General features: G+C 40.9%; 11 protein-coding genes. 3 read left to right on the forward strand and 8 right to left on the reverse strand.

Features of this window, described 5'->3' with window-relative positions; translation table 11 throughout:
• Positions 1–21: 21 nt before the first annotated feature.
• From BMY70_RS03985 to BMY70_RS04015, 6 genes are all read right to left on the reverse strand, one after another.
• The gene (locus BMY70_RS03985; RefSeq protein WP_090332691.1) at positions 22–3,081 is read right to left on the reverse strand and encodes a SusC/RagA family TonB-linked outer membrane protein; all 3,060 of its coding nucleotides are present in this window, start codon (positions 3,079–3,081) and stop codon (positions 22–24) included.
• A gap of 574 nt (positions 3,082–3,655) precedes the next feature.
• Positions 3,656–5,302 (reverse strand): arylsulfatase, encoded by a 1,647-nt coding sequence (locus tag BMY70_RS03990; RefSeq protein ID WP_090332141.1) that lies wholly within the window; start codon positions 5,300–5,302, stop codon positions 3,656–3,658.
• 79 nt (positions 5,303–5,381) lie between these two features.
• Complete coding sequence (locus BMY70_RS03995) at positions 5,382–6,449, reverse strand: sterol desaturase family protein (protein ID WP_090332144.1); 1,068 nt, start codon at positions 6,447–6,449, stop codon at positions 5,382–5,384.
• 877 nt (positions 6,450–7,326) lie between these two features.
• A complete protein-coding gene (locus BMY70_RS04005) occupies positions 7,327–8,079 on the reverse strand; it encodes an SDR family oxidoreductase (RefSeq protein ID WP_090332149.1) in 753 nt (250 codons plus the stop codon).
• 236 nt (positions 8,080–8,315) lie between these two features.
• Positions 8,316–9,221: an NAD(P)/FAD-dependent oxidoreductase gene (locus BMY70_RS04010; protein WP_090332152.1), complete on the reverse strand. Its 906-nt coding sequence runs from the start codon at positions 9,219–9,221 to the stop codon at positions 8,316–8,318.
• Between the two features lie 68 nt (positions 9,222–9,289).
• The gene (locus BMY70_RS04015) at positions 9,290–9,844 is read right to left on the reverse strand and encodes a TetR/AcrR family transcriptional regulator (RefSeq protein WP_090332158.1); all 555 of its coding nucleotides are present in this window, start codon (positions 9,842–9,844) and stop codon (positions 9,290–9,292) included.
• 136 nt (positions 9,845–9,980) lie between these two features.
• On the opposite strand from BMY70_RS04015, the gene BMY70_RS04020 reads away from it, so the two are divergent.
• Positions 9,981–10,670 carry a hypothetical protein gene (locus tag BMY70_RS04020; protein ID WP_090332161.1) on the forward strand — a complete coding sequence of 230 codons (690 nt, stop codon included), beginning with the start codon at positions 9,981–9,983 and terminating at the stop codon, positions 10,668–10,670.
• A gap of 187 nt (positions 10,671–10,857) precedes the next feature.
• Positions 10,858–13,239, forward strand: a complete 2,382-nt coding sequence (locus tag BMY70_RS04025; RefSeq protein WP_090332163.1) for an ABC transporter permease — start codon at positions 10,858–10,860, stop codon at positions 13,237–13,239.
• A gap of 31 nt (positions 13,240–13,270) precedes the next feature.
• Here the strand turns inward: BMY70_RS04025 and BMY70_RS04030 are convergent, their stop codons facing one another.
• Positions 13,271–14,212, reverse strand: a complete 942-nt coding sequence (locus BMY70_RS04030) for a proline iminopeptidase-family hydrolase (RefSeq protein ID WP_090332166.1) — start codon at positions 14,210–14,212, stop codon at positions 13,271–13,273.
• A gap of 624 nt (positions 14,213–14,836) precedes the next feature.
• On the opposite strand from BMY70_RS04030, the gene BMY70_RS04035 reads away from it, so the two are divergent.
• Positions 14,837–15,223: a response regulator gene (locus tag BMY70_RS04035; protein ID WP_090332169.1), complete on the forward strand. Its 387-nt coding sequence runs from the start codon at positions 14,837–14,839 to the stop codon at positions 15,221–15,223.
• Positions 15,224–15,600: 377 nt separating this feature from the next.
• Here BMY70_RS04035 and BMY70_RS04040 read toward each other — a convergent pair whose 3' ends face one another.
• Positions 15,601–16,131 (reverse strand): HD domain-containing protein, encoded by a 531-nt coding sequence (locus BMY70_RS04040; RefSeq protein WP_090332171.1) that lies wholly within the window; start codon positions 16,129–16,131, stop codon positions 15,601–15,603.
• Positions 16,132–16,135 lie beyond the last annotated feature (4 nt).

Here is a 16,135-nt window from a genome sequence, read left to right on the forward strand (position 1 = left end):
GCTGTACTACTTGATTTACTGTTAAAAAGAAAGGGAAAGTCCAACCTGAACGGATTTATTGTTAGGGTAAACTCCCGAGTCAACGCCCTTATTGATCAGTGATTGTCCGTTAAGGCTCACCTCAGGATCATAGCCCGAGTAGTTAGTCCAGGTAATTGCATTTTGCGCAGATACATAGATTCGTAAAGCTTCGACTTTAATTTTCGACAGAAGTGATTTTGGCAGTGCATAACCGAATGAAATATTTTTCAAACGATAATAGGTTGCGTCCTCAATAAAGCGGTCGGAAATTGTAATAGCGGGATCCTGGAAAGCCGCTTTTACGTCGGTGTCTGTATTTGTCGGTGTCCAGCGATCGAGTAACACAGTTGATCCGTTCACATAACCTGTTCCAAGTTCAAGATTTGCGCGGTTCTGGTTATATAATTTTCCCCCGATTGAAGCCTGAAAGAAAATCGTAAGATCAAAACCCTTGTAATTAAACGTATTCGTTAGTCCGGTCGTAAAAGCAGGCTGATTTGAGATAATTACCCGGTCACCAGTTTGTGTGATCACACCGTCATTGTTGATATCCTGATATTTCTGTCCACCCGGGCTTTTGTTTTGCTGGGGCGTTAAGGCTGCGTCGCCTTGCTGGATAATTCCGTCCGTTTTGTAAACAATAAACGATCCCAGCGGATACCCGACTTTTGCGATAGAAGGCATACTGATGCTTGGAATAATCTGATCAACACCAGATCCCAGACTTAAAATTTTGTTTGTATTTTTTGAAAAAATGAAGATCGTATTCCATTTAAAAGCCCCGGTGGTATTCTGAGAATTAATATACAATTCAACGCCCTGATTGCTTACTTCCCCGATGTTCTGGTATACCGTCGAAGCTTGTCCATTATAAAAATCAGACAGCCCGGAAGTCCCTGCCACGGTTCTTGTCAATAAAAGATCCGTTGTTTTTTTATAATAAAAGTCTGCGATGATACTCAAACGATTTTTGAATAATCCAAGATCTATACCTGCATCCACCTGGAATGTTTTTTCCCATCCAAGATTTGGATTTGGAACAGTATTCGGCGCATATCCCGAAACGGTAGTATTGGAAAAGTTATAACGGTAGTAAGCAAGCTGTGAAAGAGACTGATAAGGAGGAATGCTCTGATTACCCGTTGTTCCGGCGCTCAATCTCAATTTCAACAGACTGATTTTTTTAAACTGCTGGAAGAATTTTTCGTTGTTAAGATTCCATCCAACCGCCGCCGACGGAAAGTAACCCCATTTATTTCCATCACCAAAACGGGAAGATCCATCTGCACGAAGCGTGAAAGTTACCAGATATCGATCATCAAAAACATAGTTGATACGGCCAAGATAAGAAGCCAGAGACCATTCGCTTGCAGCGGAACGCGGCGCGATACTTGTTATACCGGTCGACAAATTATTATATCCAAAAGCATCCGTAGCAAACCCGGCGGCTTCTGCAATGGCTCCTTTTGACTGGGAAGTCTGTGCAGTGAAACCTACAACTGCATTGATCCTGTTCTTTTCGTTTAGTTCTTTATCATAACTCAACGTGTTCTCGTTCAGCCAGCTCGTTGTTGAAATCGTTCCCACAATCGCATTACCACTCAAAGCTTGCCCCTCCGCAGTTGTGCTCGGCAAATACCTGTTTTGCTTATTTCCTACAACGTCTGCACCTACTAGAATTTTTGCTTTCAAGCCTTCTGCAATCGTGTATTCACCAGAAAGATTACCCAGAAAACGGTTCGTAACTGTCTCATTCAATTGGTTATACAACGAGTTGATCGGATTTTGAAGAGCCGATTCAAAAGGACTATTAATTACAAAAGTCCCATTGTCCTGATAAATCGGCAAGGCAGGGGGTGTTTGCAACAAGTTACCTACGATGTTGGCCGGAGCGACATTCGCTTTCGTATTACTTGCACTCAAATTAGCCAGAATCCGGAAGCGATCGTTGTAGTGATGATCCAGATTTACCCGTGCTGAATATCTTTTAAAATCTGTATTTTGAAGGATACCGTTTTGCTTGAAATAATTCCCCGAAATAGCAAGCCTGGTTTTATCCGATCCTGATAAAATGGAAATATTATGGCTTTGTTGAGTCGCCTTCCTGAATGCTGCATCCTGCCAGTTGGTGCCAATGCCGGAAGTATCCAGCGAATATCCCGTTACCGTAGGAATTGAAACCGTTTTCCCCGAATTAGTCGCTGCATCTTTACGCAAAGCCCACCATTCACGCGCGTTCAACAACGGAAGCGTCTTAATGACTTCCTGTGTCCCGAAAAATCCGTCATAATTGATTGATGATTTATTTTTTGAACCTGTTTTTGTCGTGATAATAACAACGCCGTTCGCACCTCTTGAACCGTAGATAGCTGTCGCCGATGCATCTTTTAAAACATCAATATTTTCAATATCCGCGGTACTGATCGATGATAGCGGATTGATTTTAGAACCGTCAGTTACGCCTGCGTCGGCAAGTGAATAATCGTTATTGATGGGAAATCCGTCGATCACATATAAAGGATCGCTGCCCGCGGTGATTGAATTATTCCCCCGGATCTGAACGCTCACGCCACCACCCGGCTGCCCGGAAGTCTGCGTGACCACAGCACCAGCAACAGATCCCTGAAGTAAACGCTCCACCGACGCAACCGGCTGGCTTTTGATCTCTAATGGAACGGAAGCAACCGAACCTGTAATGTCCTTCCGCTTCTGCTCACCATAGCCGATAACGACTACTTCATCCAACAGGTTAGCCGTTTTTAAGACAATATCAACGGCTTCATCGGTCAGTTCATAAATTTCAATTTCCTGTTGCTGAAAACCGGTAATATTAATCTGAATTGTAAACGGGAACACTTTTCCGGCAGGAATAGAGAATTTTCCGTCGATATCGGTTGAAGCAAATTTTGTGGTACCTTTTTCAACGACGGTCGCTCCGGGCAATCCCTGCCCGGTTTCATCCTTCACAATGCCTTTGATGACATCCTGCGCTTTTACCCAAGACGAGGTAAAAATGAGTAGACCTAATAATCCTATCAGGTAAAATTTTTTCTTAATCATTTTGGGTGTTAGTTGTGGTAATTGATAATTTAAAATACGTTCTAACGACATAAAAGATACGTTCAGAAAATTTCCAGCAAGAAAACTTTCGTCTATATACGTACTACCAGTATCCAACAAAGGATTTGGCTTAGATGAAATATGGCAGCCGGAAAATTTATTTTTGTGTATACTTATCCAGGCAGGCAAATCGATTGATTTGCCGGATTATGACCTGGTCTTTAAATCAACAGACTTTACAAACCTGACAACAGTGCGGCAATGTCAGGCTTATTTGTGAAACCACTTGCAAGTAATGCGATTTCTGTGAAAGGAGTAAAGAATCAGGAATCATAGTTCTGTGACTGGGTTGATTTTTATTCTTATAATATCAATTAGAATCGATATTAGTCTATATATTTAATAGACAAAGTAAGTTTATATTCATGAATTTGCCAAGGAAATTAATTAGAATTTAAATTGTTTAATGAACTAATAATCAGAACTTTAATCGACATTCAATTCTCTTTCAAATTTAATAGCAGAGCAAGTTGTAATTACAATTTGCCCCAGCTTCCTCTTTTGAATCCCATCACTAAGGATTAAAACTTGGCTCAAAACCTTTCCCTTTGCCAATCTCTTTCCAATCCTCAACTTCGACGCTTTTTGCCCATGCGTCATATAAAGTTTTCAATTCATCCGCGATCTGCTGATTTTGTGCAATGATATTGTTCGTCTCTCCCCTGTCTGATTCTATATCATACAGTTCCCATCGGTCATTCCGGACAGAGACCAGTTTCCACTTTCCTTTTCTGACAGCTTTATTACCAGCTCTTTCCCAGAAAATTGGTTTCGCACGACTCCAATCTTTACCGAATAAAAGCGGAACCAAACTTTCTCCGGCCAAAGGCTTAATAATATTTCCGTTGTAATTCTGTGGATATTTTGCACCTGCAAGTTCATACAACGTTGGCGCGATGTCTATTAAATGCGCAGTTCCGTCAACTAATCCGCCGGCAGTGATTTTCGAAGGGAATCTGGCAATAAAAGGACTGCTGATTCCACCTTCATACTGAAAACCTTTAAAAGATTTCAGCGGCGTATTTGACGCGTATGCCCAGTTTCGCGTGTAAGAATCATAAGATCCGGCAGTGCCAACCGGGCCCCAGTTTCGGGCAGCGCGCCCACCGAATCCGTGTGCAACATCCTCACCGGCAGCGCCATTGTCTGAAATAAATAAAATTATTGTATTGTCCAGCTGACCGGATTCACGGAGATGTTCAACCACCCGACCGATATTCTGATCCAGATTATCTACCTGAGCCGCATACACCTCCATCTTTCTCGCCCATAATTTTTGTTCATCGTAAGTGAGGCTGTTCCAGGCCGGAAGATCGCTGTTTTTAACACTGATCTTCTGATCTTTTCCCAGAATATTCAGTTCCTGCTGACGTTTAAAGCGAAGAATACGAAGCGAATCCCAGCCGATATCATATTTTCCTTCATATTTTTTAATATCCTGAGGTAAAGCCTGCAAGGGCCAATGCGGCGAAGTATATGCAAGATATAAGAAAAACGGCTTCTTCTCTTCACGCTGATCCTTCAAAAATCCAATGGCATTTTTTGTAATTTCATCGGTGTAGTAGAAATTATCTTCGTCGTCCGGATGAACAATTTTATCGTCTTTTACAAAAAAACTGCGTTTGTTCTTCGGCAATTGTTTGATCACGAAATAATCACTAGCACCACCGATATTGCCATATGAATGTTGAAAACCACGTTTTCTCGGCCATTGGGTTGTGCTGTCGTCGCCCACATGCCACTTACCTGAAAGCAGCGTGCTGTAACCGGCGTCTTTCAAAACTTCCGCAAGCGAAACTGTTTGCTTGCTGAGATAACCCTGATAAGCCGGAGTTCCCAGATTGATATTAAAATAACCCATCCCGGCGGTATGCTGATATTGACCGCTAAGCAGTGACGCACGGGTTGGAGCGCAGATTGCATTGTTGTAAAACTGTCGGAGGCGAAATCCTTCATGGGCAAGCTTGTCCAAGTTCGGTGTCTGGATTTCAGAACCATAACTTCCTATATCTGAAAAACCGAGATCGTCTGCAAGGATTAAAACGATGTTTGGTTTTGTTGCGGCAGTTACTTCCTTAATCTTCTTTTTCTGAGAAAAAGCCGGCCATGCGACGATAAGTGTAAAGGCAAAAATTTTGAATAATTGCGTGGTTGTCTTCAAAGCAAAAGGTGCTTAAAATTTGATTTTTATTTTAATATAAAGTAGACCCAAGACTCCGAGAACCTCAGGTCTTTTCTTATTAACTGGCAACCCGGGTTTCCAGATTCAAAGGCTCAACAATCGTTTCATGTACTGCATCGCCGACCATCGGACCGTCAGCAGAAAGTTCGCTGCCTTGTTTTTTTGATTTTATGATAGGCCAGAGAAACTGTGCATACCATTCTTCCTCCATGTAATGTTTTATTCCAAAGGAAGTTGGATATTTTCTGGTGATAATTCCAGTTCCGAAAATTACGTCCCAAAGAAAAAACATGTTTCCAAAATTCCCTTTGTAGTACCCCACGCCATCATCTGTTGAATCCGCGTGATGTGCATGGTGTGTCGCAGGCGTTGAAATAAAACGTTCCAGCACCCAGGCAACCGGATGAAGCCATTTGATTTGATAAAAAGGCTTATCCCATGGAATACTTGAATGTGCACCTGTGGTAATAAACGACTTGATTACTTTAACAAACAAGGCTGCATAACCCAAACCAACGTAAGTCAGCGCGGCAGTCAGATACGTTTGCGAAAAGAATATGGTGTAGATTATATTCTGACGGCTCGCCATAGCCATTCCCATATAATTAGCACTGTGGTGCGTGCGATGAAAACGCCATAACCAAGGAAGTTGGTGGTGCAGACGATGATACCAATACTGCGTCAGATCGTCAGCAACCGCGATGATAACAAACGCCCACCAAAACGGAACCCATGAGAAAATATCTTTTCCTGCCGGTAAAATCTGCGGAAGAAGCTGCAAACTAAAATAGGTAACTACCGGACGGACGATAATCTTCGGCACAACGAAACAAGTGATGTCGAGCAAACTTTCGTTCTTGGTCCATTTATTCTCATATAATCCGGCAATGAATTCGATTACGCCAATGACGAGAACGATGACCGGCAATCCCCAGGAACTAAGATTTTTAAAAATACCTTCCAGAAATTGAGGTACTTTAAAAGGCAATTCGTTGCTTCCCTGCCAGGGTTTGTATCCTGTGAGGTGAAATGCGGCAAACATCAGAATAATGGGAAGCAGGTAAAGTACGATACTTATTGATGCATCGCGCTTGATTTTTTGCGTGATTTCCTTTTCAACTTTCATAACAAAACGGATTGGTTTTAACAATAGTCTAACCTAACTTATATAGGTATACGCAAGCCAGATTCCACCCGCAATCAGCGCAAAAGGAACCAGAGTAAGCAAAATGCCCACAGCAATTTTTTTGACAAGAAGAACAAGGTCATCGGTTGTCATAACAATATGAGATTATATGAAAAAACAGATACAGAAATATCCCTGGGACAGCTTGCCGTAAAGTTGCAAATTGACAACCACCGAAAATCCGCACCTGAACGACATCACTGCCAACAGGGATATTTCTGGATTTTTATAAACCTGGGAACGAAAGAGGATTACCTACAACAACAAAACTCAGGGAAGAGCGGTTGAAGGTATACCACCTTGTTTGTCAAAGAAGACAAGCTAGAATCATGTAAAATAATCGCTTTCATAAACGAATGATTTCTGGTTTAGATATGGCACAAGGGTGGTTCAAAGCCATTAGTCTATTAATTATATAGACAAAGTAAATTTAATGATTTCTAATAAACAAGCTTTTAAAAGAAAATTTACAAAAAAACTATTTTATCAGCTTTCTTAACCCAAGAACTCAACACTGGAAGGACCCGCTTATTTTCAAATGACATGAAACCCGGGAAATAACTGCATTAATTTCTTTCGGCATTCCACTGCACGGAAATCCGGAATTTTCGAACGGGCCACCAACAATGGTATTGTACCGTCGGTCAGGAAAATGGCCAATCCTGATTTTGGACTCCGGCCATGCTAACTGGCTGGGGCAAGCAGTAACTACGTAATAAAAACATTACGAAAAAGGGCAGAAAAGATTTTATCAAATCCTTCCTGCCCTTTGCCTCTTTTGGCTATTATCCTCGCTGTTTCCCTGAACTGATTCAGATTAGGATTTAATTTGCTGATGACTGATCCATTCCTTGAACTTGATGTGGCCAACTTTTAAATCGCCTTGCGGAACCAGCGCATAAGTTGGAATTCGAACACCAAAATATTCGGAATTATGATTGGTCACCACAGTTTCCGAACCACCCGTTTCTTTTACAAAGAACCCAACAAAATCACTCATTGTATGGCGCTCCGGACCAGCTATTTCTACCGTTCCGTTCGCCGGACCGGCAAGTGAAAGCGTTGAAATTAATTTAGCTACATCCTCTGCCGCAATTGGCTGAAAGGATATATCAGACACATGTATTTCATTTTCCTGCTTTGCTGCTCCTGTAATAACTGGCACAAATTCATAAAACTGAGTGCTGCGGATCACTGTATACGGTACACCAGATTCCTTTGTCAAATCCTCCTGTGCCTTTTTCGCTCGCATATAACCCATATCAATAAGGTCAGCGCCGACAATCGAAAGTACCAGGTGATGTTTCACTCCGGCTGTTTTCTCTGCTGCCAGAAGGTTTCGGCTGGAATTTGTAAAAAAATCGATTGCCACAGAATCCTCCAGCGACGGTGAATTCGAAATATCAACCACAACTTCCGTTTCCTGTAATGCCTCCGCTAACCCCTCACCCGTTATAGTATTAATACCTGTGGATGGTGCTGCGGCTATAACGGTATGCCCAAGCTGACGAAGATTATCAGCTACTTTTGAACCTATAAATCCTGTCCCCCCGATAATTACGATTTTCATAATGTATTTAGTTAGCTATTCATAAATATGTTACTCCACAGCTACCCAAAAACCCTATTCCAAAAAATCAATAAACTCATAATCAGTAGATTAATATCATAAACCCGGAAATAATTTTTATGTTTTTTCGGAGATCTCCAAAAAAACATCATTTTTATCCGAATATTTAAGAACAGATATCTCAGAAATATGGATGGAATTTAAACTGGTAAAACAACAACCGCAAAGAAACATTTTCAATATTTATCTTCAATCAATTCTTTATTAATTGATGCTCCGGCCATAGTTCCGGCTGCCGTTGCCATGGCAACGGACCGAAACGGCGTTATAATATCTCCGGCTGCGTAAACTCCTTGCACGGAAGTTTTCTTAAAGTCATCAACCTTTAGATACCCCATATCGTCAAAAATGCAGCCCAGCTTCACCGGTAGATCGGTATGTTGGGCGAAAGGAATTTTGGCATATAAGGCGTCCATCTCTTGAAAACTGCCATCCTTAAAAACTACCTTTTTAAGATATCCCCCGTCATGTATCAGCTCACTGATCTCCTTTTCTACGATTTTAAAGTCAGGATTTACGATTTTTTTAAATATGGCTTTATCAAAAGTTGGTTTTCCGTTCGTAAATAAAGTCAACTTCTGTGTCCAGTTATCGATCAATTTTACAAATTCAAAAGCCATTTCATTGTTCACCAGAATGCCGGTATTTTGATTTTTATACTCATATCCATGGCAGTATGGGCAATGGATGACAGAAATCCCCCAGGATTCCGTAAACCCCGGAATGTTCGGCATGATATCCTTCACTCCGGTCGCCAACAGAATTTTCTTCGCAGAATACTGGTTTTTCTGAGCAGTAAGAATTGTAAAGTCATTATTTTTTCCTGATACTTCCACTGCCAGATCGTTTTCGAAACGAATGGTGGGATATGCCAAAACTTGCTTTCTGGCCAAAGCTGAAATGGCTGCAGGAGTTTCGCCATCCTGGGTCAGAAAGTTATGCGAATGCGGAGTTTGTTCATTGCAAGGCTTTCCTGCATCAATAATCAGAACCTTACGGATTGCACGTCCCAAGGCCATAGCGGCCGACAAGCCTGCAAAACTCCCGCCAATAATGATTACGTCGAAATTGTCATTTTCCATAATAGATATTGTTTGTCACATAAATTATATTATTTTCTCATATTTGAGACATATTAAATCAAAAAATTTTACGCTAAAATTCCTCTGCTAAGCGAATGCCAGGAAAATTTCTTGATATTGGTCCTTGCAACATTTCCAGCTTTTTCTGAATTGATGGCCGCCGTTACAATCCCCGTCACCAGCATTTCTATCCATTCCATCGTTAAAGATGCATCCAGGAGTCCGGCATTTTTCAACTCATCCAAAGTACTCTTGAATTTATTAAAGGTCCGGTCGTAATTTTTGCAATCATTATTATGCTGTGAATGACTATGGTGTTCATTGTTGTGCAAACGATGAAGAAATGAAAACTTTACACCACAATCAATAGCGGCGTATAACATGTTTTCAAAGCGCTCCAGAGGATTTTCAAAATTGCTGTAAACCTCCTCCATAGCTTTCCTGCAACTTTCCTGCATGGTATTCTGGCACGCATTTACAAGATCTTGTCTGTCGGCAAAATAGCGGTGTAAAGTTCGGCGGGTAACCTCTGCAACATCCGCAACATTTTCAAGAGGTGCAGAAAAATCTTCGTTAAAAATTGTGATCGCCGCGTCGATGATCTTTTGCTTCGTATCCTTCATAGGCAATTATTTAAATACAAACCTAAGACATATTTCTCAGATATGTGACATTCTCTATACATTACAATTTTTAAGTTAGTTCCAACCAAAGGCGAAAGATTGTTGTCACTGCATTTATACCAACTACCTTTAGCTCATGAAAACCAACTTTATCACATCAATTATTTTACTGTTTATTGTCAGCAGCTGTATCAAAGAAGATATCGACGTACCTCCAATTGTGTGCGATTGTCCTCCGCAGTCCCAGCTTATCGGAACTGACAGTATTATGACGGGTACTTATTTAGGAGTGCCGATTAATGGCGAAAGTGAAAAAGTTTACTCCTCGCTTCAAAAACTTGGCGATACACTTGACTTGAAATACATCAATATTGTTGGCAACATCTTCACAGATCTGATCATGCTGCAAGACCGCATTCCGCTCTATCAATCTATTTTTCTTGATGAACAGAAAGGTACAGATACGGGGGTACAAATTTCGTTTACAGATAAACAAGTATCGAATATTTTCTTGAACAGCGGAAAAAATCTGGCGCAGTGGCCGTCAGGCAGCAACGCTGAAACTGCGATACGAAAAGGTGACGATGTAAATATTTTATACTCCAAACTGTTAAAAATAAAGCAGATAAGTGCTTACCGAAATAAATTTGAGCGCATTTCGATGTTTACGAAAGACATGAAGACAAAATACGACCCGATTCTGAAAAATTCGCCTACCTGGTATTTTGCCTATACTTTTGGGAATAAATTAATGGATGTTGTTCACATTGATTTTAAAGATGGCAAGGTAATTAAAATCAAAGTTCAGCATTATCAGCGCTATTGATAAATAGTTACTATCGCTTTAGCAAAAACCACAGGCCATTCGACTGACCTGTGGTTTTTTCATATAATATTGATAAACAGATAAATATTATGTGACAGGCCGATATAAATCAGTATCTACCGCCTTTCAAAATGGTAGGAATTTTTACATTTCTGTCGCACTGGAAACATTTTAATTTATTTCAGCCATGATTCAAAATTATTTTAGAATCGCCTTTCGAAGCCTTTGGAAGCATAAGATATTCTCGCTGATCAATATTTTAGGGCTTTCTGTGGGTATGTGCGCATGTTTCCTCATTGCTCTTTATGTTCATTTCGAATTAAGTTATGACACGTTTCATTCCAAGGCTGACAGAATTTTCAGATTGGTGACGGATATCAAAACACCTTCGGAAACCTTGAAAGTAGATGTCAGCACATGGTCCACAGCGCCCGCCTTGAAAAATGATTTCCCCGAAGTAGAGTCCTTTACCAGAATCAATTCAGCTAATCTCAACATCCGGAAAGGCAATATTTTATTTAAAGATGAGAAAGCATTTTTCGCAGACTCCAGTTTGTTCAATGTGTTTGATTTTGAACTTGTAAAAGGCAGTTCCCGAACCGCGCTGAAAGAACAACTAAGTGTTGTATTGACTGAAAAAACAGCTGCAAAGTATTTTGGACACAATGATCCAATAGGTCAGGTACTGACGCTCTCTCGGGATGATCTTAATGTAACAGTCACCGGTGTAATGAAAGATATTCCGGCCAATTCGCATATTAAAGGTGATGTGTTTATCTCTATGGCGACATTCACCCAAAAGCTAAACAAGAATCTCGACACTGACTGGAGCGACTTTGGAGCGGTGTCCTATTTATTATTGAAACCTGGTATATCTGCCAAATCATTCGAAGAAAAGTTACCTCCATTTCTCGAAACCTATGCGGGAACAATGTTTCGAGAGGCAAAGGTCAAGTACATTTTGTCCCTGGAACCTCTTCTTGATATTTATCTTCACTCCACACGCGGAGATCACGAAAAAGGCAATACTACAAATAATTATATTTTTTCAGCTATTGCAGTCTTCATCATGCTGATTGCCTGTATCAATTTCATCAATCTGTCTACTGCGCGATCGGCAGAAAGAGCAAAAGAAGTTGGAATAAGAAAGTCCTTCGGAGCGGGTAAAAATGTATTGGCAAGACAATTTATTTGCGAGTCAATACTGGTAAGTCTTATTGCCTTTCTCTTTGCTGTTTTACTTTCAACAGCCTTGATTCCTACTTTTAATAATCTTGCGGGGAAAACGATCAGCAATGGAATCCTTACCAATATACCATTCTTGGCTGCCTTATTCTTTGCAGCGATCGCAACTGGTACACTGGCAGGAATTTATCCCGCTTTTGTTTTGTCGTCCTTTGAGCCGGTCGCCGTTTTGAAAGGCCGTTTCACCACGGCTTTCAAAGGCATTCTATTGAGAAAAGGGCTTGTTATTGTTCAATTTTCAATATCGATAGTGCTGATCATAGCTACGCTTGTCGTGTATACCCAATTGACTTTTTTACGTAGCCGCGATCTTGGTTTCAATAAAGAACAACAGTTGATCATCCGGTCTGAGAGTAACCAAAAGGGTGCAGCTTTTCGTCAATCTATTTCAGGTTTAGCCGGTGTCAAGTCAGTCGCATCGTCGTCCAGCATTCCCGGAGTTGGATATGATGGTGCTTATTCTGAGATAGAAAACAAAAGCGGCGCTTTACAGGTGGCACATCTGGGGTTATATATGATTGATTTCGAATACATTCCGCAGTACAAACTTAAAATTGTCGCGGGACGAAGTTTTTCCAAGGAGCTGGCCACAGATTCTACAAAAGCAATGATTATTAATGAAGCAGCATCGAAGTTATTCGGTTACAGAAATCCTTCCGAAGCTGTTGGTAAAAAATTCAAGCAGTGGGGCCGGGAAGGCGTCATTATTGGTGTGGCAAAAGATTTCCATTTTGTCTCCCTACACGAAACGATCAAACCGCTGAGCATACGTATCGAACCCTCTGAAACACCGTTTCTTTCTGTAAAATTGAGCGCAGGAAATATACAAAATACCGTTGCTTCAATTGAAAAACAATGGAAATCACATCAGCCTGATCTTCCATTCAACTATTATTTTTTGGATGAATTTTTTGATCGTCAGTACCGCCGGGAAGATCGTTTTGAAAAGTTATTTTTCAACTTTGCAATACTCGCAATCTTTATCTCCTGCCTGGGTTTGCTTGGCCTGGCTTCTTACAGCACGATGCAACGAACGAGAGAGATTGGTGTCCGCAAAGTTTTAGGCGCCTCAACGACAAATATCGTTGGCCTGCTTTCAAGAGATTTTCTGAAACTCGTTCTCCTGTCGTTCCTTCTGGCCTCCCCTGTCGCCTGGTATGGGATGAATAGCTGGCTGCAAAATTTTGCCTATCAAACCGATATTAAATGGTGGATATTCCCCGTTGCTGCTAGCCTTTCTTTATTTATCGCTTTCGCCACAATTAGTTTTCAAAGCATTAAAGCAGCACTGAGAAATCCTGTCAAAAGTTTAAAAACGGACTAATAAAGTCTGATCATTCTCTGTCACTACAAAATCAGTTACGCTCTTTTAAAAATTTTCTGATCGCAGCCAGATATGCCTCGGGGTTATCCCTGACTTTATTGTGTCCGGAGTTTTCGACAATCACGACTTTTGAACCGGGGATCTCTTTCTGGAATTCATACATCGTTTCAGGACGGGCCTCGTCAAAGCGGCCCGTTATAAACAAGACGGGCTCTATGATTTCGTGCAAACGTTCAGCTCTCTCAAAAGTTTTCAGAGTTCCCGTTGCATTAAATTCTGTCGGTCCCCACATATACCGGTATACCTCGCGGTTAGATTTCGCCGATTTGTCACAATCGGCGACAGAAACGCGAACACCCGGTTTTCTGCTCAGGTATTGAATGTTAAAAGAATCCGTAGCAGCGATGTACGATTTGTGATCGTATAATTTCAAATTTTCATATTTTTCAATCGTATCCTGCACCGGCTTTGAAAGTTTTGAAAGGAGAATCTTTGCGTCGCGCATCCAACGCGCAGTACTGATTAATGGCCCGGCGAAAATAACCGATTTCACCCCTTTTGGTTTCTGAGAAAGCATATATTCCACTGCCACCGACCCTCCCCAGGAACTTCCCAGAATGTTAATTTCCTTCAGATTCAACTCTTTTCGCAAAGATGTTACTTCATCGACAAATCTTGGAAGGCGCCAGAGTGTGGTATCCGACGGTCTGTCAGAGTGACCTGAACCGAGTTGGTCGTAAAAAATTATTGGGCGGTCGTTTCCAAGCGTTGAGTAAGCCAGAATGCCGTCACAGCTCCTGCTGCCCGGCCCGCCATGGATTAGCAGAAGCGGAACGCCCTTTCCGGATCCAACGATTTTATACCAGATTCTTCCGCCGTTCACCTGGACAAAACCTTCACCGGGAGTAAGTTTTCTGCTGCTGCTACCGGTAAGTAATACAGCTGCCAATAATAAAACGCTTAAAAATTTCATCCAATAGTTTTTATAAAATCAGGTACTTGTAGTCAGGCTCTTATTTAATTAGATAAAAAAAGAAATTGGTCTTGACTCCAGGATCAGTCAATTGCACTTTTCTTTAATTTTGGGATATTTCAATATCGGAAAAATACCCGAATTTGTCAATGAATTCGTTGGAAAATGATTGTTTCTGGATTTTTACAATCAAACTCTAAACGCTAAATTCCGGATTTATTAAGGATAATTATTTCCTCCTGTAAGAAAACAGGTAAAACGTCAGTGTGTACATTACCAGGCTTCATCCATACTTTTGCGAACCGGACGGAAAGATTCCTAAGCGGGAGTTTGCCGGAAAAATAAGATAACACTTATTTGAAGCGTTTATTGAATATACTGCCAACCTTACCTACTGCCGGCACTACGAATCGATTATCTTTTTGGATACTTCCGAATAAAATCCCGTTCGAATGTAGTCAGGTAAAACATGCAGGAATTTTTATTATATTATTTGATAAATCATTTACACTCACCGGTACCAGAATATTATATAAAACAGGCAAAGTAGCCTGCGGGGTACGCCGGGACTTGATTTACAATATCTTTGCTGTAAATTAGAGCTACAAATATTTATTTACCCAGATGTTATATCATAATATTCTACTGATTGACGACGATGAGGACGATCTTGAAATTTTTCAGGCAGCCTTGCAATCTGTAACATCCTCCGTTGAATGTAAAACATTTGTTAAAGCGAGCGAGGCTTTGTTAAAACTAACTTCGAAAACACTCATTCCTGATCTCATTTTTCTCGATCTTAATATGCCGGTAATCAGCGGACAAGAATTCCTGATGACCATAAAAAAAGACGAATTTTTGAGAGACATTCCGGTTATCGTTTTTTCTACATCTTCAAGCAGCAGAACAGCGGAAGAGGCCAGAAATCTGGGTGCGCATGCTTTTGTTACTAAACCTGATAATTTCGAAGATTTTAAGCGTATCTTAAAATCTTATCTTGGTCTATCCTGATATAAGAATTGAATAACTTGTAGCAGCAGAAGATAACATCACACAAGGCTGATAAAAACGGATGTCCTGACCTCAGTCCTCAGAGCCTTAGGACAGCCGTCGAGGCGTTGATATATCTTCAATATTTCCGATGTTTCAGTAGTGGAGAGCGGGATCTGGTGCAGTTTACCAACGTTACGTGACATGATTTGCGGGAGCCGCTCCGAAAAATAATCACTTAAGGACAAATGCTGGCTAGTGTAGAAAAACTACTGACGAAGCATCGAAATGCCTTATTTGTAATAGCCAAAATTCCCGGGTGTATTCAAGCTTTTTGATCTGAATGACATTTTTGCCAATCGGCTTGAAGATCTGAGTGGTAATCTTGAATCAGAATATTATTTCTTAAACATAGGAAGGGGATTCAGGGGGTGTTTAAAAAAATTCCGGCTTATGGACTTCAACAAGAAAACATGGAATCCCAGATTTGGTATCCGCTTTCGGTTTTGTGTGATTATTTTTTTATCAAATCCGAAGGTCAACAATCCCAGAGAAACATCAATCCAGTCGGATTTTCTAAAATTTTCTACGACGCTTTGATGTTTTCCCCGATAAGGACTGATCTTGTGATGCCAGGATATCATCAGAGAAACTTCTTCCAGCAGATCCTGTCGACCTGAGTTTTTCAAAAAAATTTCGGCTTGTTGAATTGACGGGTCCAGATAGTCAATCGTGTGGTTTGTCCAGATACCGATATCATGAAAAACCGCTGCGATGGCATATTTTTCTTGATTAATTGCCTGCTCATCAATAAGCAGACAGTTCCGGAAAACACGATAAACGTGATTTCTATACCGCTTATAATCCTTACCGATCACCGTCTCGAATGGTTTCAATAAGTCATCGACAAGTTGATCAGACGAATTCATTTTC

It is taken from the genome of Dyadobacter koreensis, from assembly GCF_900108855.1.
Classification (GTDB): domain Bacteria; phylum Bacteroidota; class Bacteroidia; order Cytophagales; family Spirosomataceae; genus Dyadobacter; species Dyadobacter koreensis.

Coding starts and splice junctions, on each gene's coding strand:
- BMY70_RS04025 (WP_090332163.1), top strand. CDS start 10,858: ATGATTCAAAATTATTTTAGAATCGCCTTTCGAAGCCTTTGGAAGCAT.
- BMY70_RS04005 (WP_090332149.1), bottom strand. CDS start 8,079: ATGAAAATCGTAATTATCGGGGGGACAGGATTTATAGGTTCAAAAGTA.
- BMY70_RS04020 (WP_090332161.1), top strand. CDS start 9,981: ATGAAAACCAACTTTATCACATCAATTATTTTACTGTTTATTGTCAGC.
- BMY70_RS04015 (WP_090332158.1), bottom strand. CDS start 9,844: ATGAAGGATACGAAGCAAAAGATCATCGACGCGGCGATCACAATTTTT.
- BMY70_RS04010 (WP_090332152.1), bottom strand. CDS start 9,221: ATGGAAAATGACAATTTCGACGTAATCATTATTGGCGGGAGTTTTGCA.
- BMY70_RS04035 (WP_090332169.1), top strand. CDS start 14,837: ATGTTATATCATAATATTCTACTGATTGACGACGATGAGGACGATCTT.
- BMY70_RS04030 (WP_090332166.1), bottom strand. CDS start 14,212: ATGAAATTTTTAAGCGTTTTATTATTGGCAGCTGTATTACTTACCGGT.
- BMY70_RS03985 (WP_090332691.1), bottom strand. CDS start 3,081: ATGATTAAGAAAAAATTTTACCTGATAGGATTATTAGGTCTACTCATT.
- BMY70_RS03995 (WP_090332144.1), bottom strand. CDS start 6,449: ATGAAAGTTGAAAAGGAAATCACGCAAAAAATCAAGCGCGATGCATCA.
- BMY70_RS04040 (WP_090332171.1), bottom strand. CDS start 16,131: ATGAATTCGTCTGATCAACTTGTCGATGACTTATTGAAACCATTCGAG.